Annotated in this window: 26 protein-coding genes, 1 tRNA gene and 1 pseudogene; 14 read left to right on the top strand and 14 right to left on the bottom strand. The window is 50.2% G+C overall.

The genetic code is table 11. The annotated features are described in order from the left end of the window. The first annotated feature begins 89 nt into the window (after positions 1-89). Together MK323_11900 and MK323_11895 are read left to right on the top strand one after the other, a co-directional pair. On the top strand, positions 90-599 hold the full coding sequence (locus tag MK323_11900) for a tetratricopeptide repeat protein (protein ID MCH2482854.1): 510 nt from the start codon (positions 90-92) through the stop codon (positions 597-599). Between the two features lie 2 nt (positions 600-601). After that, positions 602-1,798, top strand: a complete 1,197-nt coding sequence (locus MK323_11895) for a L,D-transpeptidase family protein (protein MCH2482853.1) — start codon at positions 602-604, stop codon at positions 1,796-1,798. Positions 1,799-1,839: 41 nt separating this feature from the next. On the opposite strand, the gene MK323_11890 is transcribed toward MK323_11895, so the two are convergent. Beyond that, a complete protein-coding gene (locus MK323_11890; GenBank protein MCH2482852.1) occupies positions 1,840-2,781 on the bottom strand; it encodes a glyoxylate/hydroxypyruvate reductase A in 942 nt (313 codons plus the stop codon). Between the two features lie 179 nt (positions 2,782-2,960). Here MK323_11890 and dapE point away from each other — a divergent pair, with 179 nt between their 5' ends. Continuing rightward, positions 2,961-4,088: a succinyl-diaminopimelate desuccinylase gene (gene dapE / locus MK323_11885; GenBank protein ID MCH2482851.1), complete on the top strand. Its 1,128-nt coding sequence runs from the start codon at positions 2,961-2,963 to the stop codon at positions 4,086-4,088. A gap of 131 nt (positions 4,089-4,219) precedes the next feature. Beyond that, positions 4,220-4,434, top strand: a pseudogene (locus MK323_11880) (sensor histidine kinase). A gap of 8 nt (positions 4,435-4,442) precedes the next feature. Here MK323_11880 and MK323_11875 read toward each other — a convergent pair. Further along, positions 4,443-5,168, bottom strand: a complete 726-nt coding sequence (locus MK323_11875) for a glutathione S-transferase N-terminal domain-containing protein (GenBank protein MCH2482850.1) — start codon at positions 5,166-5,168, stop codon at positions 4,443-4,445. A gap of 171 nt (positions 5,169-5,339) precedes the next feature. Between MK323_11875 and infA the strand changes: the two genes are divergently transcribed. Then, positions 5,340-5,558 carry a translation initiation factor IF-1 gene (infA, locus tag MK323_11870; GenBank protein ID MCH2482849.1) on the top strand — a complete coding sequence of 73 codons (219 nt, stop codon included), beginning with the start codon at positions 5,340-5,342 and terminating at the stop codon, positions 5,556-5,558. Between the two features lie 82 nt (positions 5,559-5,640). Beyond that, entirely contained in the window at positions 5,641-6,816 is a 1,176-nt protein-coding gene (locus MK323_11865) for a fatty acid desaturase (GenBank protein MCH2482848.1), read from the top strand. 70 nt (positions 6,817-6,886) lie between these two features. Here MK323_11865 and rpmG read toward each other — a convergent pair whose 3' ends face one another. Continuing rightward, complete coding sequence (rpmG, locus tag MK323_11860) at positions 6,887-7,042, bottom strand: 50S ribosomal protein L33 (GenBank protein MCH2482847.1); 156 nt, start codon at positions 7,040-7,042, stop codon at positions 6,887-6,889. Between the two features lie 41 nt (positions 7,043-7,083). Next, complete coding sequence (gene rpmB, locus MK323_11855; GenBank protein ID MCH2482846.1) at positions 7,084-7,320, bottom strand: 50S ribosomal protein L28; 237 nt, start codon at positions 7,318-7,320, stop codon at positions 7,084-7,086. Between the two features lie 159 nt (positions 7,321-7,479). Between rpmB and coaBC the strand changes: the two genes are divergently transcribed. The 3 genes from coaBC to lpdA all read left to right on the top strand — a co-directional run bounded on the left by coaBC (position 7,480) and on the right by lpdA (position 10,659). Then, the gene (coaBC, locus tag MK323_11850; GenBank protein MCH2482845.1) at positions 7,480-8,697 is read left to right on the top strand and encodes a bifunctional phosphopantothenoylcysteine decarboxylase/phosphopantothenate--cysteine ligase CoaBC; all 1,218 of its coding nucleotides are present in this window, start codon (positions 7,480-7,482) and stop codon (positions 8,695-8,697) included. Further along, positions 8,669-9,124: a dUTP diphosphatase gene (gene dut / locus MK323_11845; GenBank protein ID MCH2482844.1), complete on the top strand. Its 456-nt coding sequence runs from the start codon at positions 8,669-8,671 to the stop codon at positions 9,122-9,124. The genes coaBC and dut overlap by 29 nt, the downstream gene beginning before the upstream one ends. Before the next feature lie 98 nt (positions 9,125-9,222). After that, positions 9,223-10,659 carry a dihydrolipoyl dehydrogenase gene (gene lpdA / locus MK323_11840; protein ID MCH2482843.1) on the top strand — a complete coding sequence of 479 codons (1,437 nt, stop codon included), beginning with the start codon at positions 9,223-9,225 and terminating at the stop codon, positions 10,657-10,659. A gap of 10 nt (positions 10,660-10,669) precedes the next feature. Here lpdA and MK323_11835 read toward each other — a convergent pair whose 3' ends face one another. Next, positions 10,670-12,271, bottom strand: coding sequence for a gamma-glutamyltransferase family protein (locus tag MK323_11835; GenBank protein ID MCH2482842.1), 1,602 nt, complete (start codon positions 12,269-12,271; stop codon positions 10,670-10,672). 316 nt (positions 12,272-12,587) lie between these two features. On the opposite strand from MK323_11835, the gene MK323_11830 reads away from it, so the two are divergent. Then, positions 12,588-12,815, top strand: coding sequence for a hypothetical protein (locus tag MK323_11830; GenBank protein ID MCH2482841.1), 228 nt, complete (start codon positions 12,588-12,590; stop codon positions 12,813-12,815). Between the two features lie 39 nt (positions 12,816-12,854). On the opposite strand, the gene MK323_11825 is transcribed toward MK323_11830, so the two are convergent. Next, a complete protein-coding gene (locus MK323_11825) occupies positions 12,855-14,111 on the bottom strand; it encodes an aromatic ring-hydroxylating dioxygenase subunit alpha (protein MCH2482840.1) in 1,257 nt (418 codons plus the stop codon). 83 nt (positions 14,112-14,194) lie between these two features. Beyond that, a complete protein-coding gene (locus MK323_11820) occupies positions 14,195-14,434 on the bottom strand; it encodes a hypothetical protein (protein ID MCH2482839.1) in 240 nt (79 codons plus the stop codon). Between the two features lie 271 nt (positions 14,435-14,705). Between MK323_11820 and MK323_11815 the strand changes: the two genes are divergently transcribed. The 3 genes from MK323_11815 (at position 14,706) to MK323_11805 (ending at position 16,148) form a co-directional block, all read left to right on the top strand. Next, the gene (locus MK323_11815; protein MCH2482838.1) at positions 14,706-14,924 is read left to right on the top strand and encodes a hypothetical protein; all 219 of its coding nucleotides are present in this window, start codon (positions 14,706-14,708) and stop codon (positions 14,922-14,924) included. 122 nt (positions 14,925-15,046) lie between these two features. Beyond that, on the top strand, positions 15,047-15,316 hold the full coding sequence (locus tag MK323_11810; GenBank protein MCH2482837.1) for a hypothetical protein: 270 nt from the start codon (positions 15,047-15,049) through the stop codon (positions 15,314-15,316). Between the two features lie 394 nt (positions 15,317-15,710). Beyond that, positions 15,711-16,148 carry a GFA family protein gene (locus MK323_11805; protein MCH2482836.1) on the top strand — a complete coding sequence of 146 codons (438 nt, stop codon included), beginning with the start codon at positions 15,711-15,713 and terminating at the stop codon, positions 16,146-16,148. Positions 16,149-16,349: 201 nt separating this feature from the next. Here MK323_11805 and MK323_11800 read toward each other — a convergent pair whose 3' ends face one another. The 6 genes from MK323_11800 to MK323_11775 all read right to left on the bottom strand — a co-directional run bounded on the left by MK323_11800 (position 16,350) and on the right by MK323_11775 (position 20,314). Then, positions 16,350-18,089, bottom strand: coding sequence for an adenylate/guanylate cyclase domain-containing protein (locus tag MK323_11800; GenBank protein ID MCH2482835.1), 1,740 nt, complete (start codon positions 18,087-18,089; stop codon positions 16,350-16,352). Positions 18,090-18,471: 382 nt separating this feature from the next. Beyond that, a tRNA-Leu gene (locus MK323_11795) sits at positions 18,472-18,548 on the bottom strand. 163 nt (positions 18,549-18,711) lie between these two features. Continuing rightward, positions 18,712-19,314: a pentapeptide repeat-containing protein gene (locus MK323_11790; GenBank protein MCH2482834.1), complete on the bottom strand. Its 603-nt coding sequence runs from the start codon at positions 19,312-19,314 to the stop codon at positions 18,712-18,714. 185 nt (positions 19,315-19,499) lie between these two features. Beyond that, positions 19,500-19,712 (bottom strand): hypothetical protein, encoded by a 213-nt coding sequence (locus MK323_11785; protein ID MCH2482833.1) that lies wholly within the window; start codon positions 19,710-19,712, stop codon positions 19,500-19,502. Then, positions 19,712-19,993, bottom strand: coding sequence for a mercury resistance system periplasmic binding protein MerP (gene merP, locus MK323_11780; GenBank protein MCH2482832.1), 282 nt, complete (start codon positions 19,991-19,993; stop codon positions 19,712-19,714). Before merP ends, MK323_11785 begins: the two co-directional genes overlap by 1 nt. Before the next feature lie 12 nt (positions 19,994-20,005). Continuing rightward, positions 20,006-20,314 (bottom strand): mercuric transporter MerT family protein, encoded by a 309-nt coding sequence (locus MK323_11775; protein MCH2482831.1) that lies wholly within the window; start codon positions 20,312-20,314, stop codon positions 20,006-20,008. Positions 20,315-21,297: 983 nt separating this feature from the next. Between MK323_11775 and MK323_11770 the strand changes: the two genes are divergently transcribed. Next, complete coding sequence (locus MK323_11770) at positions 21,298-21,468, top strand: hypothetical protein (GenBank protein ID MCH2482830.1); 171 nt, start codon at positions 21,298-21,300, stop codon at positions 21,466-21,468. 122 nt (positions 21,469-21,590) lie between these two features. On the opposite strand, the gene MK323_11765 is transcribed toward MK323_11770, so the two are convergent. Continuing rightward, positions 21,591-21,860: a hypothetical protein gene (locus MK323_11765; protein ID MCH2482829.1), complete on the bottom strand. Its 270-nt coding sequence runs from the start codon at positions 21,858-21,860 to the stop codon at positions 21,591-21,593. Between the last annotated feature and the right edge of the window lie 102 nt (positions 21,861-21,962).

The raw sequence follows: 21,962 nt of genomic DNA, 5'->3' as shown, positions 1-21,962 counted from the left end.
CCCTGTTTTTGCAGCGCATACCTTTGTACTCCTGTAGAGAGGCTGATTCATTGTTTCGACGCACACTTAACTGTTGTCCGACCTTGAGAATGTTAGCCTTAGTTGCGCTCTGGGGAATTTCTTTTTCGCCTTCGAACGCTGCTGACCCATTCGATGTCGGGACGATTAACCTGCTCATTAAGAACGGTGAGCTAAGCCTTGCGCTCGAGAAAGTTGATCAATGGCTCGGCCTCCAGCCCAATGCCACCGTACCTCTGTTCCTGAAAGCCCGCATCCTGACAACTGATGGAAAAAACGATCAGGCTGTTACAGTCTACGAAAAACTGCTTGAAGTTGAACCTGATCTACCAGAGGCATACAACAACCTTGGGTTGATCTATGCCGCTGGGGGTGAACCTGAAAAAGCAACAAAGTATTTCCAACTGGGACTTCAAACCGACCCTGTCTATGCAACGCTGTACCAGAATCTAAGCACTCTCTACGCAGCCCGGGCCATCTCAGCATATCGCAAGGCTTTGCTGGGCACAGAGTCAGATAAGTCCTCCGGTGATTCCCGGACACCGGATCTGTTGCCTCTTGACACACTACGCAAGCGCTAACGGTGCCCTTTACCTTGATAAAACACCGCCTACGTGAGTGTTGTTTCACGATCGGAATATTTACGGTCAGCATCATGGGAGCACTGCTGATTCAAAGCATGGCGTCGGCTGCAAAACCGGCAACAAGCGCCTACGAGGCTGAGCTAATCAGTAGCGTCCGTCAACTTGTATTGGGTCAACATGTAGCGGCACAACGGCACCTGTCGACGCTCACCCAGAAGTATCCGCAAAGCCGATTGGGGCGTCTTGTTCATGCTGACGTTCTCGCAGCACAGGCGGGTCTGTCCAAACAGATAGACGATTACGCGCCTGCAAAAGATCTGGCTATCATCGCCAAGCTCCGAGAACAGCTAAAGAATCGCTGGGATTACGTCCACAGTCAGGGACCAAATCGCGAAGGGCAAGTGCCCGCCCGGTTGCTGTATGCAGGTCATCCGGGCCATCAGCTGATTTATATCGATGTCCCCGCATCGAGGTTATACCTTTTCGAATACCTCAATGACAGACCTGTTGCGGTGCAAGATTACTATGTATCCATCGGTCATCAAGGAGCCGGAAAAGAACAGGAAGGCGATCGACGGACTCCTATTGGGATCTATCATACAACCGGCTACATACCCGGCCAGAGTCTTCACGAGCGCTACGGTTATGGAGCATTGCCGATCAACTATCCCAACAGTCTTGATAAGTCCCGCGCCAGAAGCGGCCACGGCATTTGGCTGCACGGTACTGAGCCTGGCTGGATTAACCGTTCACCACTGGCAACCGACGGCTGTGTGTCGTTGTCAAACCTGGATTTTGAATCACTGTACAAGCAACTGGGAAAACATAGCCAGACCCGTGTGATCATTGACGATAAACCCGCATGGATGCCTTTCGGAGATTTAGCCGGTATGCGAGAACAACCGCTTGGCAAATTGCTTGATTGGACAGCAGCGTGGAAGCGCGTAGACAAAAAGGCACTGTTGGAATTCTATGCCAGTTCGGCTTCTCCTTCCGTATCTGAGAAACTGATCGACAGTTCTTCAGTGATCAATCCACAACCTGAGCTCTACAGTTACCCTGGTGAAACCGATCACTTGCTAGCGGTTTTCAGAATTCAGACGACAACCGGGCCGGCACAGACGCTCGAACAACACTGGAAACGCCAGAACAACAGCTGGAAGATCGTTCTCGAAACGCAGATCGATCCGCTTTAGTCACACCGTTAAGAAGACTCTTTCCGTCAGAACAACAGGCTTTAACGCCAATCAGACGGCACAACAACATGTTTGAGGCTCATTCCATTCCGGTAACGCCTGATGTTTTCGGCCACGAACTGAACCGCAGTCGCTGGATTGGTCAAACTGGCCGCATGAGGCGTAACAGTCACATTCGGATGCCTCCAGAACGGGTGTGGCTTGGGCAATGGCTCGGTTTCAAATACGTCAAGTGCCGCACCACTGATATGCCCCTTATCGAGCGCACTGAGCAAATCTTTCTCGCGGATAAGGCCTCCGCGTCCGGCATTGATAACACAGGCACCACTGGGCAACTGAGCAAGCGTCCCACGGTTTAGAATATGCCGTGTCGCCTCATCCAATGGCAGCAGCATAACCAGAATCTGTGTATCACTAAGAAAATCCGATAACTCAAGCTCACCAACGTAGCTTCGTACACCAGGCAGGTTTTTGCGAGATCGACTCCACCCAGTTACCCGGTAGTTCATCTTTGTAAGCACCGCTGCTGCGGCCTCACCTAGAACTCCCAACCCCATTATCCCGATTGTCACATCGCCAGCGGTGATCTGTGGCAAAACCCGCCACTGGGTTTTTTGCTGCTGTACATCATATTCGTGCATGCGCCGATGAAACCGTATTACGTTGTAGACGACATACTCCACCATCCCCGCTGTCAACACAGGCTCAACCATGCGGACCACTGGAACACCCGCTGGTAGTGTCGTACAGCTCAGTAGATGGTCTATGCCCGCACCCACAGAGAAGATCACCTGTAGATTGTGCAAACCATCGAACAGGCAAGATGGCGGTTTCCACAACAGCGCATAACGAATCTGATCGGGATCACCCAGTTCGGGCCAGATCCTGACTGGCACATCAGACAAGGCGCTCTTCAGTGCTGCTGCCCACGTTGGTGCTCTTTCGGAGTCAATATGTAGCAGTAGTGTCTCGGTTTCATTCATGTGATTCAAAAACTAACAGCTTGTGAAATTATTCGGTCGTCAGGAAACATGGAGTATAGGGTCAGCCATTTTCAAGCAGATCGGACTGTTCAGCAACGTTGTACCCACCATCCACAGACCCGTTGAGGGATATGATCCCTTAAAATGCAGCTAAAGTAACCTTTGAGTCTCTAAACGTCATGTCCTCCACTTTGGAATTTGCCCGGACTCTGATCCGACAAGCGTCTGTTACACCTGAGGATGCGGGGTGCCAGGATCTGATCGCCGAAGCACTACAGCCCGCAGGCTTCAAGCCTGATTTTCTAACCTATGGTGAGGTGCGGAATGTATGGCTCCGCCGTGGCCAGGTTCATCCGTTGCTGGTGTTCGCCGGACATACCGACGTAGTTCCCACAGGACCAATCGAAAAGTGGCATCATCCGCCTTTTGACGCGGTCGTCCAGGACAACATACTGCATGGTCGGGGTGCTGCCGATATGAAAGGCAGCCTGGCAGCCATGGTCACAGGCTGCCTGCAATTTGTAGCCAATCACCCGGATCATCGAGGCTCGATCGCTCTACTCCTAACCAGTGACGAAGAGGGCCCTGCTGTCAATGGCACAGTCAAGGTTGTCGAGGTGTTGTGTAATCGGAAAGAAATTATCGACTGGTGTATTGTGGGTGAGCCAACCAGCCGGGAACAGACCGGCGATGTTATCAAGAACGGCCGCCGCGGATCACTTGGGGGGAAACTGACCATACACGGCGTTCAAGGCCATGTCGCTTATCCGCATCTGGCGGACAACCCGATTCATCGAGCCGCAGATATTGTGACCCGCCTCGCCACACAAACATGGGATGAGGGTAATGAATTCTTTCCGCCCACGACCTTTCAGGTCTCTAACCTGAACAGTGGCACTGGTGCCACTAATGTCATCCCTGGGCAGGCAGAAATAGACTTCAATTTCCGGTATTCACCAGAGTCAACTGTTGAGTCCATTAAAAAGCGTGTTAACGCACTTTGCCAACAGGTATGGACTAACTATGAGATCGACTGGTCCAAGCCCAACTTACCTTTTCAAACTCAGTCGGGCGAACTTGTAGACGCCGTATCTGCAGCAATTTATGCGGTCACTGGCCTCACGACTGAACTGTCAACTGAAGGGGGCACCTCGGATGGTCGCTTCATCGCAACCACCGGGGCACAAGTCATTGAACTGGGACCCGTGAACCGGACCATTCACCAGATCGATGAGCAGGTGGCTGTCGCTGATCTGGATAAACTTGCCAGTATTTACCAGAAACTTCTGGAAAATCTTTTGCTCTGAGTATCGTTCGCGACCCTGACTGGTTGTTTCAGGCTTTCGCAAATTTGTTGGCCAACGCGATCAAGTGCACGCCCGTCGGCGGGATCATTTCGGCACGATGCACTCAGTTAAACGACAAGACGTGCTTCTCTGTCTCGGACAGTGGCCCTGGAATTGACCCGGCAATCAGGATCGAGTGTTCAAAAGATTCTACCGTCAGGAACTAAGTCGTTCCCTACCTGGCAATGGTCTGGGCCTTAGCCTGGTACGAGCAGTAGCCGATCTGCATGCAGCTCACATAGAGCTTACCAACTCCAACCCTGGCCTCAACATCCAAGTCACACTACCGAATACGCCACCAGATTAAACTTCAGTTCACTCTGATCCTTTAACTTCAGCATAAGCCTGCCGTATCGTTATATCTGTTTGTCCAAAAAGTACTTTACGTGACTCGTCGGAGGCGACATTACCAGGGTTAATCGTTTTTGCTTCATCATAGGCACGAACAACACCAGGTCGTCTACCGATGGTTTGATACCAACGTTTCACTTCCGGAAAGCGATCAATATCAGTTTTGTGCCACTCGTAACGATTCACCCACGGATAAACTGCTATATCCGCAATAGAGTATGAACCGGCGATGTAATCCCGATCGATCAGTCGACGGTTCAGCACTGCATAGAGCCTCAGTGTTTCGTCACTGTAGCGTTTTATCGCGTAAGGTACGTCTTCAGGGGTATACCGGTTAAAGTGGTGGTTCTGCCCGAGCATAGGCCCAAGACCGCCCATCTGCCACATTAACCATTCAATAGTCTGTACCCGCAATCGCTTGTCTGCCGGCAGAAACTGCCCGCATTTCTCCGCTAGGTACAACAGGATCGCACCAGATTCAAACACTGAGATCGAATCTCCACCACCTTCAGGTTCATGATCAACGATGGCAGGTATACGGTTGTTTGGTGATACAGATAAAAATTCCGGGTCAAACTGATCTCCCTTACCAATGTTGATTGGAAACAATCGATACTCCAGTCCAATTTCCTGCAGCAGAACAGTTATCTTCAGTCCATTAGGCGTTGGCCAGTAATAAAGATCAATCATTTAATCCCCACCCGTAAATCAAGTGAAACATTTGTGTACGCAAAGGCACACTTTGACACAACTCATCATCGACCGTCATCTTCTCGATACGGCACAATGTGGATGAAGACGAACTCGTCCGTTATACTCTCCTCCGGAAACATGTGTGCGGTAGGAGGAGCAATCTTACGAGTGGCAAAAGAAGAACATATTGAAATGGAAGGCAAGGTGCTCGAAACCCTGCCAAACACCCAGTTTCGGGTTGAACTAGATAATGGGCACGTTGTTCATGCCCACATTTCCGGGAAAATGCGAAAAAACTATATTCGAATCCTGCGTGGGGACCGTGTTACTGTCCAGCTCACCCCTTATGATCTATCCAAAGGTCGAATAACCTACCGTGCCCGCTGACGCACAGTGCAATCTCAGATGGCTCTGGACTGATTTACAGATTCCATACTGACCGATTCATCAATACGTTACCTTTGTAGCTATGGCAACACTTCCGTGGTGGGGATACATCCTGATCGTGCTGGCAACGACCCACCTGACGATCATTTCGGTAACGCTGTTCCTGCACCGCAACCAGGCACATCGAGCGTTTTCACTCCACAAGGTGGTCAGTCATTTCTTCCGCGGCTGGTTATGGCTAACAGCAGGTATTGTCACACGACAGTGGGTCGCGGTTCATCGCAAACACCATGCTACAGTTGAAACAAACGATGATCCTCACAGTCCGCAGATACTGGGTGTTCACCGCGTGTTGTGGCTTGGCCTATTTCTCTACCGAAAGGCCGCAGCCGACCGCGAAACTCTGAACAAATACGGAAGCGGTACACCGGATGACTGGATCGAAAGAAATATCTATACGCGTTTCCCCAATACCGGTATCACCCTGCTGCTGATCCTGGAACTTCTTGCATTTGGGCCACTTGCCGGAACGTTGGTATGGCTGGCCCAGATGGTCTGGATTCCTTTCTGGGCTGCCGGAGTCATCAATGGTCTCGGCCACTTCCTGGGTTATCGAAACTACGAACTGGGGGATGCAAGTCGAAACATCGTCCCCTGGGGCATTCTGATTGGCGGAGAGGAACTGCATAACAATCATCATGCATTTGCGGGATCCGCTCGCTTTTCGGCAAACCCCTGGGAAATAGATCTCGGGTGGCTCTACATCAGAATACTTGAATACCTCAGCCTCGCAAAAGCACCCAAGCAACCACCGGTGCTGATTACACGGTCAGAGACAACTCACTGTGATATCGAAACCCTTCGCGCGTTGATCGGTAACCGATTCGAGATCATGGCTGACTACGCGCGTGAGGTCGTGACTACCGTGTGCCAAGACGAAGCCCATGCAATCCGAAACATCAGTCGGTCCAAGTTCAGGCTCTTCCGAAGAGCGTCAAAACTGATTCTACGTGAAAAAACCAGATTGAACTCCCGCGCTCAGGAAAAACTCACTCATGCTCTGACCCTGTCGCCACGAATCAGCACTGTGTACGAGGCAAAACTTCGGCTCCAGGAAATCTGGCAACGTTCCTCAGCATCGAGTGAGATACTGATTCAGCAGTTGAACGACTGGTGCCGACATGCTGAATCATCAGGTATTCGCTCACTCGAACTATTTGCAGAAAAGCTCAAGGGATACCGGCTACTGCTCAACTGATCCTTCGTTTGGGATCGGATTTAAAAAGCCCTCGCGAGGAGGGCTTTGGCGCGAGTCGAAAACAACAAATCTACTTGATCTTACCTTCTTTGTAGATCACGTGTTTACGCACAACCGGATCATACTTCTTAATTTCCATCTTATCTGGTGTTGTCCGCTTATTTTTGGTCGTCGTGTAAAAGTGACCCGTGCCAGCTGATGATGTCAGTCGAATCTTGTCTCTCATGCCTGTTTCTCCCTGAGCCTGATGCCCTCAGTATACTATTATCAAACTCGTTCACCGCGAGCGCGAAGGTCTTTAAGCACTGAATCAATGCCCTTCTTGTCGATAATCCGCAGTCCCTTGTGAGACACGCGAAGCCGTACCCAACGCTTTTCACTTTCGACCCAAAATCGCCGATCATGAATATTCGGCTTAAAAGTACGCTTCGTTCTGTTGTTTGCGTGGGAAACATTGTTGCCGGACACTGTCCGCTTTCCCGTAATCTGGCACACTCTAGCCATTGACCTGTTGCTCTTTTCTGGTATTCAAGGGGGGGGATTTATACCAGAAATCGGCTTTCCCTGAAAGTCCGGCCAAAAACCAGGCTATTGGGGCACAACAGGCCATTATCAGCAGACACCTTGTTTCCCGACCAATCTACAACCGTTAGACTTCCGCTTATGAGCGCTATTGATGGCACGAACATTGTAGTTGGAATTACCGGCGGGATCGCAGCCTATAAAAGCGTGGAGCTGACCCGCAGGCTGCGAGATGCCGGGGCCGACGTTCGCGTCGTTGTAACCCCCGCAGGCAAGGCGTTTATCACACCTCTAACTCTCCAGGCGACCAGCGGAAATCCAGTACACGATTCCCTGCTGGATGCCAGTGCAGAAGCTGGGATGGGACACATCGAATTGGCCCGGTGGGCGGATCAGATCATTGTTGCGCCGGCAAGCGCTGACTTCATCGCGCGCTTAGCGACTGGCCTTGCCGATACTCTGCTTAGTACTCTGTGCTTGGCATCGGAAGCACCGATTACCATTGCGCCGGCAATGAATCATGTGATGTGGGAAAAGACGGCCACCCAGCGGAATGTGGACACCCTGCGTACCTGGAACGTCACCGTCCTTGATCCAGGAACAGGCCCACAGGCCTGTGGTGAAGTTGGCCCCGGCCGTATGCAGGAGCCAGAAGTGATCATCGAGCATCTGGAGCAGAGTCGATCTCCCGGCAGCCTTGATGGTGTCCAAGTTATGGTGACTGCCGGCCCCACTTGGGAAGCTCTGGACCCAGTGCGGGCCTTGACGAATCACAGTTCTGGAAAAATGGGTTATGCAGTGGCAACTGCCGCTCGAATCGCAGGCGCTTCAGTCACACTGATTAGCGGTCCGACTGCATTGACACCACCAGTGGGTGTTCAGGTCGAAAATGTTGTTTCTGCACAGGAAATGCTGGTCGCCGTTGAATTAAAAATTGATTCAACTGATATCCTGATCTGTGCTGCGGCCGTTGCAGATTACCGCCCCGCGGAAAGCATGCCCCAGAAAATAAAAAAGGACGCGTACGAGATGACAATCAAGCTCGTTCGCAACCCCGATATACTCGCTTCAATGGCCGCTCGACCGTCACCTCCCTTCATCGTCGGCTTCGCAGCTGAAACGGAACGAGCCATCGACAACGCTCGCGATAAACTCAAACGTAAGAACGTCGACCTAATGGTTGCAAATCTTGTAGAAGGCAAAGACAAGCCATTCGGGAGCGATCAAAACGCCCTTATTCTCGTTGACCGGGATACAGAAACCGACTTGGGCCAGGACACTAAGGTCAAACTGGCAGCAAATCTGATTGACCAAATTGCAAAACGTTTTTATGCAAAAGATCCAGCTGAAAGTACTTGATCCTCGCCTTGCTGAGACATTCGGGCTACCCGCCTACGCAACAGACGGCTCTGCTGCTATGGATATCAGGGCCTGTCTTGATAAAACCCTGACGATTAAACCCGGTGGTTGTGAACTGATACCAACGGGCTTCGCCGTTCACATCGCTGACCCCAATGTCTGTGCAGTGCTACTGCCGCGGTCCGGTCTGGGTCACAAACACGGTATCGTTCTGGGTAATCTAGTGGGATTGATCGACAGCGATTACCAGGGTGAAGTCAAAGTGTCTTGCTGGAATCGTGGTTCATCGGATTTCCAGATCGAACCGGGGGATCGAATTGCCCAGATGACGTTCCTACCCGTCGTCAAAGTTGTTTTCGAAGTCGTTGATTCCTTTGAACAAAGTGATCGGCACGATGGTGGTTTCGGGCATACCGGAACTGCGTGATTACAGATCTCGCGATACGCCGGACAGTCCGGACTTCGACTGTACAGGCACTGTAACCGTACCCAACCGACCGTCAAACCAGTCGAACAGAGCTGAAGATGGCTGAAGCCACTTTCGATGTTGTCGTCATCGGTGCCGGACCGGCCGGCTACATTTGCGCCATACGCTGCGCCCAGCTCGGCTTGCGTACTGCGTGTGTTGATCAACGGGTAAACAACGGGGGCGAACCTGCACCCGGCGGGACTTGCCTCAATGTGGGTTGCATTCCATCCAAAGCACTACTGGACAGCTCGTTGCATGTTGAACAACTGCACCAGGATTTTACCAAGCACGGTATTTTTGTTGACACGGTAGAACTGGACATTCCACAGATGATGGACCGCAAAGACAGGATTGTCGCTGAACTGACTGATGGGATCGGCATGCTCTTTAAGGCCAACGGCGTGACTGCAATTCACGGGTATGGCAAGCTTCTAACTGAGCACCACGTCGAAGTCACACTGGTAGCAGGCGGGCAAACACCCGACATTCTAAGCAGCAGACATGTGGTCATCGCGACAGGATCTGAGCCGATGTCCCTGCCCGGCCTACCCTTTGACGGTGAACACATCATTGATTCTTCTGCTGCACTGTCACTTCCTTCAGTTCCCAAGGTACTGGGCGTTATCGGTGCCGGTGTTGTCGGTCTTGAACTCGGTAGCGTCTGGCGCCGACTGGGTGCGAAGGTGACGATCCTCGAAGCGACAGAAAATTTATTACCTGCAGCTGACCTACAGATCGCACGTGAAGCCCTGCGCCAGTTCAAGAAACAGAATCTAAATATTCAACTGGATTGCCGAGTAACAGGTGCGACCGCAATGAATAATGGTTGTGAGGTAGTCTATATTCAGGGGGAACATGAACTGAAACTTACGGTCGACAAACTGGTTGTCGCGATAGGCCGCCAGCCAAACACGGATGACCTTTTCGATCCGGCGACTGGCCTGACACTCGATAGTCGCGGTTTTATCGAAGTCGATGAAAACTGCCTGACAGGTGAACACAATGTCTGGGCAATCGGCGACTCAGTCCGCGGCCCCATGCTCGCCCACAAGGCCTCTGAAGAAGGTGTGGCTGTGGCAGAGCAAATTGCGACCGGTCAAGGCCACGTTGACCTCAATGTGATTCCTTGGATCATCTACACCGACCCGGAATTAGCCTGGGTGGGCTTAACCGAGGCCAATCTCAAACAAACTGAACGGTCTTATTCGAAAGGATTGTTCCCGTTTGCGGCAACCGGACGCGCCAAAGCCCAAGGCAATACCGAAGGTTTCGTTAAAATCCTCTCGGATAGCGCTACTGACCAGATTCTAGGAATACATATGATTGGTTCACATATTTCTGAATTGATAGGGGAAGCAGTGCTTGCGATGAAGGCGAAAATTACAGCTACTGACCTGTCGAAAACCATACATGCGCACCCAACCCTGTCAGAAGCAATCCACGAAGCCGCCCTGGCAACACACGGCCGCGCGATACATATCACCAATCGTTAGATTGATGGGTTCACACCACCGCGACCGAGCCGTCTGAACGCGGATCGCTGGCGCCTTCTATCAGTCCGTCGGGGTGTAACACAATTGCGCCCGCATGGCCCATGGTATCGTCATAAGGACCGATCACCTCCAGTTCGTGACCGACAGACAACAGCCGATCAAGAACCTCGGCTGGAAATCTGTTTTCTATTCGGACATTTGTGACCTCACTACCCCAGGTCCTCCCCAGAAGCCAACGCGGGGCGCTGATAGCCTGCCCAATACCCTGCCCATACCATTCATAACGGGAAAGAATCATCGCCTGGGTCTGTGGTTGTCCGTCCCCGCCCATGCTCCCATAGGCCACAACACGGCCGTCGGACAGATGCGCAAGCGCCGGTTGAATTGTGTGAAACGGACGCCGGAAGGGCTTCAAACAGTTGTGGTGCCCAGAATCCAATGAAAAACTCGACCCCCGGTTTTGCCAGGTGATGCCTGTTTGTGGCAGCACAACGCCGGAACCAAATTCCCAATAAAGACTCTGTATGAAACTGACTACCCGGCCCTCAGCATCGGCAGCCCCTAACCAGACAGTATCGCCACCGTCCTCCTTGGCAGGCCATGGGGCTGCCTGGTCCCAATTTACTGTTGCAGCGTTACGGTCGAGCAAAGAATCAGACAGCAATTGGTAAGGGTCGACAGTCATGTGCTCAGGATCTGTCAGATAGCGATCCCGGTACATAAACGCTCTTTTTGTCGACTCCAGCAAACCGTGTATATATTCAAAACAATCTGCATACTCAACTCTCAGCCTTGCAAATATTCCTAGCAGCATCAGCGATGAGATGCCTTGGGTCGGTGGCGGCATATTGAACAACACTGTCTCACCCAGTCTCAGCTGCAAAGGGTCTACTTGAATGGGTTGATGCCGATTAAGATCTGCCCATCGAAGCGGACTGCCCACCCGTTCCAGGTCTTCGGCAATATCGTGCGACAGCTCGCCCGTATAAAAATCATCGAAACCCCTGGTCGCAAGCCGTTCAAGTGTTTGTGCCAGTTGTGGCTGGCAAAACCTTTCTCCAGGATTCAGGGTCGAGCCATTACCCATAAATAGATTGCTGAAACCTTCAACAGATTCCAACTCATCCCGCTTAAGGCGCGCATTGCTCGCGAGCGTATCCGTTGCCGAAAATCCAGCTCTGGCATAGTAAATGGCGTCCTCAAACAAGCGCGTCAATGGCAGTTCCCCACCACAGTGCCTGCTACTCCATTCATAGGCCTTTCCCCAGCCTGATACGGCACCGGCAACTGTCGACGCAGCCTTGGGTCCACGAGCGGGCATGCGCTCATATCCTGACGCCCGATACCACTCAACATCGGCAAGCTTCGCAGCAGCACCACAGGCATCAAACCCAACTGGCTGGATACCTCGACCCGGGTGTATAAGCCAAAAATTATCACCCCCCAACCCGTTCATGTGCGGGTAAACCACTGCGATGCAAGCCGCCGCTGCAATCATCGCTTCGATTGCGTTACCGCCATCAGCCAGCACTCGCCCGCCCGCCTGTGCTGCCAGGTGATGAGGCGCTGTCACTGCGCCGCCAAATCCTGAATAACCTTGTTCAATAATCATAATGAAATTGGCCGACCGCCTGAATGACACCAAGAATCACAGAACGAACCACGTAATTCAATCAATCTCGATCTGTTTTCAGCCTAGATAGTAACTTCTTATGACGCCTCATCCTGCATTCTGGCTTCATTTACACAAAAATGTTATACTCAACTTGTTGTAGTGTGTGACATGCATGCGTTAACAAATACTTCTTGTCGGCTGACAAAGAGATCTCTGTTCAGTAACCGGCCGGCTTTAAAGACAGTCTTAAATCAACTCAAGGTCAGGAATGGCGGACATAAAGACAATACACAGAAAAGGCGAAGCACCCATAGTGCTAGATCTCGAAAATTTTGCCCACCTCGAATATGGTATGCTCGAAATCGAGAAAGCTGACCTGCCCAGCGGTGGCTCCAACGGTCGTTGCTACAAGTATGTCGTTGCTAATTCAGTGTCCACAGTAACCGGCTACCGCCAGGGCACCAAGAAAGAAGTATCGAGCTATGTCTCAACCCTGATCACTGATCTGAACATTCGCACCATCCCCAAGAAGAAACTCTGATCGTTGCTCCGATTTTGTTACAGGATCTGGATTATCAGACTAAGACATTTTTTCGTAAAAAAACCTAGCTTCCCTAATCGGGCATTCGGTGTCTGTAGGCCCAGAAAGCCGCCACAAATACCAGGCAACAAAGTTAGCCGTCGAGAGTTCATGCTCACTATACCGCCCCGGTGAATAGCGGCTTGAATTCACACCTTTCTGATTATCATTAATGATCTTTGTATCTTGGATCGTGGTCACGTCCCACATCCATTTCAGATGCTCGAGATCGTAGTCAACGCCTTCTTTCGCATCTTCACGTACCAGCCAGGACACCATAACTTCCGTAAATTCGGGAGTCTTCGGTGTAAATCGAAAGGTGGTTGCATGATCATTTGTGACATACAAATATGAGAGTGCCCCAATAAAAGTGGCGGTTTCAGCGCCATCGTACTCCTCAAACTCACCCAGTAATGGACCTGCCGGGCTGCCATCACGGGTCAATGTCCTATAACCTTCCTGTATGGGAAGCCGCCAGACCTGGTGGGGCTGAATAGGCAATGGGAAATGTTCCATACCAGCCTTTCGACCCTTACTCCTTGCGACTTCCGCGAACTGTTTGGTCATTGCCTCATAGGCTTTGGAACCACGTTCACCCGCACGGACATAGTCGTTAACTTGGCTGTATTGCGGATGAGAGGGCAGACAGTGGTAGCACTCACGAAAATTTTCTACTGCAAGCTTCCAGTTCGCATTGGTCGGATAAACCTCCCGATGGGCAACTTTGGTCTGTGCCAAACCATGCGGTTTGAGATAAGGCAACAGGTTGCGCCTGATCTGATCAAACTCCGCGTTGCCTTGTGACGCTAGACTTATAAATATAAGACCCTCCAGGACTTCGACCTGACAGCGATGCAGCCCGTGTTGCGAATGATCAAAATCATCTGCCATATGCCGAGCCGAAATTAGTTTGCCATCAAGGTCGTAGGCCCAGGCATGATAAGGACAGACAAAACGCCGGATATTACCGTTCTTTTTCAAACAGATCTGGGATCCTCGGTGACGGCAGACGTTAAAAAATGCCCGCAATTGTTGATCGAACCCGCGAACGATAATGATGGACTCTTCACCAATTTCATAAGTGAGGAAGTCACCAGGTTCCGGCAGTTCTGACTCGTGTTCAACGTATAACCACTGAGGAGACAAGACCTGCTGGAACTCCAATTGATAGATTTCTGGACTGCGATAAAATGCCTGCTCCAGCGTCCAGCCGGATTGCTGACGCCTGATCAGCCCATCAATGTCTGATTGAAACATGGCGGAGGTCGTCAATTTCAGTCAAATTTACCGAAATACCAGGTTATTAGTGTGCCAGGCACAGGTCCCAAACCCATCTAAAATCATAGCTTGTCCACGTTTGGGCCAATCAGTTCGCGCTCGAAATGATTGAGTTCATCGGCAATCGTGGCATCGGGCTCATGCCGACCTGCACGATTGAACCAGTAGCGGGCATTCGAGAGATCACCTTCTTCCTGGTGAATCACACCATGGAGCCACGCAGACAGCCGACTGTTGTCCTGCTGAACAATTTTGTGAGCCGCATCCCACTTGCCTTCGCGGCAGAGTGCCAGAGCGTCCATTAACAAATTGCCCTTACCCACAAACTACCTTTGTTGCCCTGTCAAAGCGAATCTGATGACTTATTGAGTTGATCCGAACAATGTGATCTTAGTCCAAGTCTTAATCTTTATCCATCCGTTCCCCGTAGTGGGTGGAGACAAAAGATCGACATGCTAACGTGAGTATCGTGAGAATTCAGGCGGTTGAACAAGGTTGGCGGTTGCCAAACACTTCGCGGCCATCTCCCGATGAGCTAAAGAATCGGCTACAGATAAGCCCTAGGAGACATCAATGACTTCGGAATTCAGCAACTTCTTTCGGCAAGCTGCCGACGAGTACCTCCAGGCCTACATTGACATGGCGACCCGTCTTGACGCCGAATGGATCGTCGTTCACGCCGGATTCCATTTCACTGCCGACTATGAGCAACGCAAGCAAGCCTTGAACGGCTGCAACGGGCTTCGTCCTATGCCGAAGATAGAGGCGTTCATTTGTTGCTGGAGAATATGAACCGGGAGCCAGATGATGCGGAAGTAAATTATCTCGGTTATACACTGGAGGAATGCTTGTTCTATTTTGAAAACCTGAGGTCAGACAATCTGCATTGAACCTTCACGATCAACCACGCGACGTTGGTACCGGAAGGGATTGATGGATTTCTGGATACCTTTGGAATCGACCGGATGCGTGAGGTTCGCGTCGCTGACAACTTAGGAGACAAAGAAATGCACATGTTCCCAGGAAAGGGCAGTATCGATTTCCAGGCTTTGTTTTCGCGTCTGGAAGGCATGGGGTATACAGGCCACTACACCAATGGATTCCGAACATTGGACGATATGATCCGCGGCAGGGACTATCTAGTAGCCGAAGCAAAGGCGGCTGGTGTGCCCTCAGCACAATAAAGTGGCTCGATGGCCTAAAAACTAAAACGGATTCGAGCCCCTGATCTCTACCTTCGGCGTGCAAACACGCAATTGTCTAAGTAGCTGATTAAAGCTCCATTACTGCCTTCTGAATATGTACTACTACACATAGGCCATACTTGAGCATACAAGCCCACTCAAAGATACTCAGCCTTTGCGCGAGGCCAAGACTGTCCTAGACGGCATTTCCCAGACAGTGTTCTATGCGACTGATTTACCCTCTCCAGAATTATCCAGTTTTCCGGAGCAATCTCGATATTTTGCCCTCTTGCTCTCGCAAATTTCTGATGATTCTGTAATAGTCTGGTTTGTAGCAAACTACAAAATCAGATTTATCGATTATTATTAATCAACGTTAAGGAGGAAGCCAGCTATGACAGAAAAACAAACCGGAGGATGTGATCACATTCACACACACACAAATGACGGAAACATCGACAGTCACACGTGTCATTGTTCTGTCTGTAAACGGGTTACTGGTCAAGACACAACTCATGTCGTTTTCTTCAAACACTCCGACGTCGAAATCGACGACCTCAGCAAACTAAATCGTCAGCCGTTCAACGACCAAAATCCGGATGGTCCACTCGAATTGTGTACGTGCTCAGACTGTGGAACACCCATAATGCTTGATGACAAGCAGCGAAGAGTCCGAATAATTGTCCCCAATCTAATGGGATACGATCCGGAAAGCATGCCAGCGACGTACCACGCTTTTTTTGATCCTTCCAGTGGCGCACCAACCCCGGATGATGGTCGACCCGTCCACGAAGGTCTACATCCTGATTTCGTTTGGCCTGACCCCGCTTAAGATCACCAGGGTAAGACATTCAATTCACGGGTATCCCAGACATGGCGGCTGAAACACTCACAGGCCACTTTTAAACAACTGTGCCCGTAAGTTGGTTCTGTTCACCTTCTACTAAGGCGGGCCTTGGACCGCCTTAGTCTTTGAATTAATCACGCAGGGTCGAACTAATCACCGGTTATCCAGTGTCGCAAAAGGCACAATCTAGTTCAAGACAAAATTTCTTGTGACCTCACCAATTTCTTGACTGTTGAAATTCAGCTTCTCCAGCTGAACGCTCAGTTCATCTTTCCCGTGAGATTCGATGAACTGACTGATCTCCTCATCTCTTTCTCCCTGCCGCTTGAGAGCTCCAAAGCTTGCTATTTTCAACAGCCACGTATTGGGTCTGATCTTTCTGATTTTTTCGGAGAATTCAATGCAGGTGTCGTAGTCACCTAGGGTATAGGACCCCCAAATGAAGTCGTCGATCAGTTGCTGGCTCAAAGGATCGAGCTCTTGGGCTTTGCGGAGTAATTCGACTCCCTTTTCGCATTTTCCATTCTGTACAAGCGATTTCCCGTAAGATGCCAGCACGGTCGGATTATTTGGATTCAGCTCATACGCTTTCTTCCCATGTTCTTCTGCTTTGTCGTAGTTCAGATCAAGGTACAGGGAGATGTTGCACAGCAACCGATGGCAGTCCCAGTCGTGACCGGTCAGTTCGTAGGCGTCTTCCAGTGTGACCCGAATTTTGTTGTGTAGATCGTCGTCTGATTCGTCGAACCAGCTCTGGCCGAGCCCATCGGCCCAGGTACAGCAACGCTCGGCGTATGCTCTTCCGTTGCTCGGGTCACTCTCAATAGCGTTGGTGAACATATCAACCGCAATATTGGCGTCCTCCTTGGTTAACTTTCGCTTGTGGAACTTGCCCTGGAGGAGATACTCATACGAGGTCATTTTGTCGGTCGGTTTGCGTTTGGCTCGCTGCAGGCTGGTGACCTCGATTTCGCTCAGAACCGTATTCGCCATTTTGCTGACGATCTCATCCTGAATCTCGAAAACGTCATCCATAGTCTTGTCGTAGCGCGCGCTCCATATCGAATTGCCTGAAATGGGATCTCCCAGTTCGGCAGAAACGCGTACCCGATTTCCCGCTGACCGGATACTCCCAGTGATCACATAGTCCAGTTTGTACTTTTCGGCAGCTTCTTTTACGTCGATGGGGTTATCTTTGTAATCAAAGGTGGTGTTACGCGACATGATTTCAATCGAATTGATCATTGAAAGCTCAGTGATGATGTCGTCCACAATGCCATCGACGAGAAAATCATTAGCTTCACTTTTGTTCAGGTTTCTGAAAGGCAGCAGCATCAGGCGGGGTTTGGCCTCGCCATCTTTCCTTGACTTTGCGACTCTGTTTTCTGTCGGAGGACCAGTCGCAGTATTTTGTTCGGCCGACCCGGTTGGATCTTTCAGGGTTGGTGAGATCTGGTAGATCTCAAAATCGCCTTCAATGTTTTTCAGTTTAGCGTTACCCAGACTATCAATCGCAATTTTGATCCGCTTGACGATCTTTTCATGCACCGTTCGGGATAGCAGTATGCAACCGGGTTCGCAGAGACCCTCTAGTCTTGCTGCGACATTGACTCCACTGCCATAGATATTGGCGCCTTCAATGATAACGTCGTCTAGGTGGATGCCGATCCTGAATTCCATCCGCGATTCTTCGTCAACGCTGGCGTTTCGTTCGCTGAGTACTTTTTGAAATTCAATGGCCGTATTCACAGAATCGACCACACTGTTGAACTCAGCAATCATGGAATCGCCGGCGGTATGAAAAATCCGGCCACCATGTTCCTTGATGATCGGATCAATCAGGCTGCGGCAGATCTTGATATTCTGAAGAGTCAGCTCTTCGTTGCTGTCCATCAGCTTGCTGAAACCCACACAGTCAGCTGCCATGATTGTCGCGAGTTTCCGGGTCGGTTTTGTAGTTTCCACGATCTAGGTATGGAGCAGAGGTTAAGTGGAGGATTGGCATCCTGTGGTCTGGGTTACGTCCAAAATTATAGAACGAATTCGCCCCACGGTGTAGAGTGCGCCCGTCGCTCAACCGGATAGAGCGGTGCCGGCCACGGGTCAAAGACACGTAGCCCAGAGGACTAGTCAGAGTTGAGATGATGTCTGCCCTTTGCTTCTACCACACGTAGGCCACATTTAGGTGTCAAAAGTAGTCAAAACGAACTTCGAGCGTTGCAGATTTAGAGATGAACAAAACGACAACTGAATTGACATAAGTAATTGATGCACTTAGGTTGCCAGTACAGCGGACACAGTAGAATACTGGCACTCTCGAAGGGATTCGAACCCCTGACCTCTGCCTCCTGGGGGCGAGCAAACCAACCATTAAATAGCTGATCTGCACTTCCATGACTTACGTCACGAAGCAAATAGAGACTTTTTGAAAAAAGTCTCAACCCCGCCCAGGTGGCCACCATTACGGAACACAAAGACACCAAATTGCTGATGCGCTGTACGCACTTAATAGCAGAAGAGTTGATGGAAAGATTGGGCTGATTATCTTCTAGCAACCTGAGTTGTTCATTGTCCCATCTGTCATTTCAGTTTCACAGAAAATAGTTCTGGTCAGGTTTGCCCCAGTTAGACTTGCCCCTGTCAGTTCTACCTCAGTCAGATCTGCCCCCGTTAGATTTGCCCAATTCAATTTAGCCTTAGTCAGGTCTGCTCCAGTCAGATTTGCCTCAGTTAGAACTGCCCACATCAGATTTGCCCCGGTCAGTTCTGCCCAACTAAGATTTGCTCCAGTCAAATCTGCTGAAACTAGATCTGCTCCACTTAGGTCTGCCCAAGACAAATTTGCCTCTTCCAGATTTGCCTTACTCAAATTGGCAGTGCCCAGATGTGCACCCGTTAGGTTTGCCCAACTAAGATTCGCTTCAGACAGATTTACCCCATTTAGATATGCTTGTGTCAGATCTGCCTCAGTTAGATTTTTCTTGCTTAAATCTTCTCTATTCAGTTTTGCCCCACTTAGGTCACAGGAAGGACAGTTTTCACCAAGTAATTGTAGTTCTTGGAGTTGTGTCTCATCAAAGGCACCAGCTTCCCGAGACAAACCCAGCATCAGAACGAAGCAAAGACCAACCGCAGAGAGTGATCGTTTCATCTGATCCTCCTATTGGGTAGGCAGAGGTTTCATACCATCTATCCTACTCCCAACACCCCACTAATTCCGTAAACCTCCCTACCTTTTCGGCCACTTCCCTAAGTTGTCACGGCTGGCTCTACCCACCTTCACCTCAGGCAGAGCGACCTGAGTCGTCGCCTGACAAACCACCACCAGCTGCGCCCTCACTGGCCACAACAGGATTGATTCTCCTGTTTAGGTGGACACGGCACCGAGCCATAAGAGCAGAAAACACAGCAGTCCCCGGTCTTGGGCTTCATCAGCGTATGGCAGTGCTCGCACTCATAAAACCACTGGCAGGCATCTACCGGCATGGTTTCGACCTTTTTATGGCCACAGGTCGGGCAGCTGATCTCAGAGTCTGAAATAACCTCCATCAAACATCAGGCGTGACTATCGTCGAGGGATAGCCTGCGTTGGTGGTCGCCTCGGTAAGCAATTCAACATCAGCGATCTCATCATCATAGATAACCAGCGCGGTCTTGGTCTCATAATTGGTAATCGCCTCGACCACGCCATCGACTTGCATAAGGGCCTTGTTCACGGTGATCGGGCACACCGCACAACTCATGGTTGGCACCGACAAGGTCACAGTCTGCTCACCGGCGACGGCGCCGATAGGCAGCGCCAGGAACAAAAGCAATAACAGCGTTCTCATTAAGTATCTCTCCTAGGCCACCAGTGGAATCCAATAAGAACTTGAGACCAGGGTGACGGCTACCGGTAAACTGATCCAGAAGACTGTCTGACGGCGATGGCGAATACGCGGAATGGCACAAGCACTGCCCGGCGCACACTGCTCTATGGGCCGAAAGAACTGCCAGCCGGAATAACCGAAAGCACCTGCCACCGCGATCATGAAAAGAGGCTGGTATGGCTCTAGCAAAGTCAAAGTAGCGATCCAGGAGCCACTGATCCCAAGTAGTATCAGAACCAGCGGCCCTGCACAACACAACCCACCAGCCAGTCCGACCAACATACCGCCTGCAATTGGCAAATTAGAGTCTTTCACTCTAGTCACTGTACTCTTTTGTTGAGCGAGATCAAGACAATTATCACCACCTTCATCATTGATTTCCATATTGCGTTATTTCAACCCTCCCTATATACGATTCAAATAACAGTGGTGTTAATTTGTTTACAGACGCGTATAGGTGTACGGAAACGGGGTAGAACCGAACAGGAATAAGATGGCGGTATGAAACGCATTAATTTCGGATTCACATTGATAGAACTGATGATCGTGGTAGCGATCATGCACATGTACGGGTTGTCCTTCTACTGTAACAATGCACTGTCCAGTAGGAGGAGCGGTATGCACCGACGGAACGCAAGTAAGTTATACCCCGTGAATAGTCAGCATGTAGTTAACCATCGTCGATACCTATCCACAGTTATCAGTTGAATAACTATCCCAACATATAGATTTCTATGTCAAGTAAGGCAATGTGGGCTAGAAGATTGGCCGAGTACACGTACGGCGCAGATGGCAATCAATTTCACTGTGCGAGTTGATCGACAAGCTTGAACTTCCAGACATCGCCGAAAAGGCAGAAAGGTTTACAGTTTTAGTGGGCTGTTGACAATAAAGGACCGCCATTTGGTACAGACTGCATGAAAATGGTTTACAAATATGGATTTTAGATATTGTTGATTTATGTTTGTCTAGATATATTCCTGTATTCAACGAACTATGAATGCATGAATCGCTGCATTTCAGACCATCTGAATTTATCAAGATTTATCGGCTCAATTCGATGAACCCTCAACACTGATGCAAGTGTGAACTGCTAACCCAATCTCCCCACCAAATCCTCTGCTCCTACCACAAATACGCCACACTGAGCTGAGAGAAAACAATTAAAACGAACCCCGATGTTGGGTAGGAGTTTGGATGAGTTCTAGAGTGTCTCAACCGGTAGAGGTGCGACAGGTGCTTCTGTCAGAGATATTCTAGAGAGTGTGCTAGAAGATGGTGACTGGCATCTTAAGGAGGAATTGGTAGATGCCGTCGGTCGACAGGTAGAGTGCAGTGTCAAGACGATAGAACGAGTTGCTTTCGACGAGATGCATGTTGAAAGAGAGAATACTAACGAAACACCCACAAGAGTGTTGTGGCGACTGCCTAGATGAGGCATAGCGTGGATATGAAATGTCTTATCTAGTCAAGACATTCGTTATGTACGTTATGTCTCAACTGCAAAGTGGCTCTAACTGGACCTGACACTTCTCCAACGCCTCATTATGGGTGAGATTTAATCGGGTGGAGCCAGAGGTTCAAAAGTGAATACGTCATGGTGGTCCACGTAGTCTTCAATCATGGCCTGAAAATCAGGGCTGCTTAGACGTTTCCCCATAGCCTCCATGTCCACGTCAAATAGTGTAATTAGGCCAGTATGTTCATCCACTCGGCCTACTTTAGTCTGACTCTCGTCACAAAAATCGGCGCGTTCTTCGTCAGCATCAAAGAGTGATTTCCAGTCTTCGTAGCTTGCTTTAAGGTGTGCAATGACTAAGACATTCATGGTTATCCTCCAGTTGATCAGTATGATTACAGCGTGGAAATGCAAGTCTATATGTTGTTGGTCACCGGTTCATTAGTAGTTAACTAGTTAACTCCATAAAGT

It is taken from the genome of Gammaproteobacteria bacterium, assembly GCA_022450155.1.
Lineage (GTDB): Bacteria > Pseudomonadota > Gammaproteobacteria > Arenicellales > UBA868 > REDSEA-S09-B13.
This window is presented reverse-complemented; position numbering and strand designations above follow the sequence as displayed.

Bases quoted from the DNA above. Each gene is read 5' to 3' on its own strand.
- MK323_11900 (MCH2482854.1), top strand. From the start codon at position 90: ATGTTAGCCTTAGTTGCGCTCTGGGGAATTTCTTTTTCGCCTTCGAAC.
- MK323_11890 (MCH2482852.1), bottom strand. From the start codon at position 2,781: ATGAATGAAACCGAGACACTACTGCTACATATTGACTCCGAAAGAGCA.
- dapE (MCH2482851.1), top strand. From the start codon at position 2,961: ATGTCCTCCACTTTGGAATTTGCCCGGACTCTGATCCGACAAGCGTCT.
- MK323_11875 (MCH2482850.1), bottom strand. From the start codon at position 5,168: ATGATTGATCTTTATTACTGGCCAACGCCTAATGGACTGAAGATAACT.
- MK323_11865 (MCH2482848.1), top strand. From the start codon at position 5,641: ATGGCAACACTTCCGTGGTGGGGATACATCCTGATCGTGCTGGCAACG.
- rpmG (MCH2482847.1), bottom strand. From the start codon at position 7,042: ATGAGAGACAAGATTCGACTGACATCATCAGCTGGCACGGGTCACTTT.
- rpmB (MCH2482846.1), bottom strand. From the start codon at position 7,320: ATGGCTAGAGTGTGCCAGATTACGGGAAAGCGGACAGTGTCCGGCAAC.
- coaBC (MCH2482845.1), top strand. From the start codon at position 7,480: ATGAGCGCTATTGATGGCACGAACATTGTAGTTGGAATTACCGGCGGG.
- dut (MCH2482844.1), top strand. From the start codon at position 8,669: ATGCAAAAGATCCAGCTGAAAGTACTTGATCCTCGCCTTGCTGAGACA.
- lpdA (MCH2482843.1), top strand. From the start codon at position 9,223: ATGGCTGAAGCCACTTTCGATGTTGTCGTCATCGGTGCCGGACCGGCC.
- MK323_11835 (MCH2482842.1), bottom strand. From the start codon at position 12,271: ATGATTATTGAACAAGGTTATTCAGGATTTGGCGGCGCAGTGACAGCG.
- MK323_11825 (MCH2482840.1), bottom strand. From the start codon at position 14,111: ATGTTTCAATCAGACATTGATGGGCTGATCAGGCGTCAGCAATCCGGC.
- MK323_11820 (MCH2482839.1), bottom strand. From the start codon at position 14,434: ATGGACGCTCTGGCACTCTGCCGCGAAGGCAAGTGGGATGCGGCTCAC.
- MK323_11815 (MCH2482838.1), top strand. From the start codon at position 14,706: ATGACTTCGGAATTCAGCAACTTCTTTCGGCAAGCTGCCGACGAGTAC.
- MK323_11805 (MCH2482836.1), top strand. From the start codon at position 15,711: ATGACAGAAAAACAAACCGGAGGATGTGATCACATTCACACACACACA.
- MK323_11800 (MCH2482835.1), bottom strand. From the start codon at position 18,089: ATGGCAGCTGACTGTGTGGGTTTCAGCAAGCTGATGGACAGCAACGAA.
- MK323_11790 (MCH2482834.1), bottom strand. From the start codon at position 19,314: ATGAAACGATCACTCTCTGCGGTTGGTCTTTGCTTCGTTCTGATGCTG.
- MK323_11785 (MCH2482833.1), bottom strand. From the start codon at position 19,712: ATGGAGGTTATTTCAGACTCTGAGATCAGCTGCCCGACCTGTGGCCAT.
- merP (MCH2482832.1), bottom strand. From the start codon at position 19,993: ATGAGAACGCTGTTATTGCTTTTGTTCCTGGCGCTGCCTATCGGCGCC.
- MK323_11775 (MCH2482831.1), bottom strand. From the start codon at position 20,314: ATGTTGGTCGGACTGGCTGGTGGGTTGTGTTGTGCAGGGCCGCTGGTT.
- MK323_11765 (MCH2482829.1), bottom strand. From the start codon at position 21,860: ATGAATGTCTTAGTCATTGCACACCTTAAAGCAAGCTACGAAGACTGG.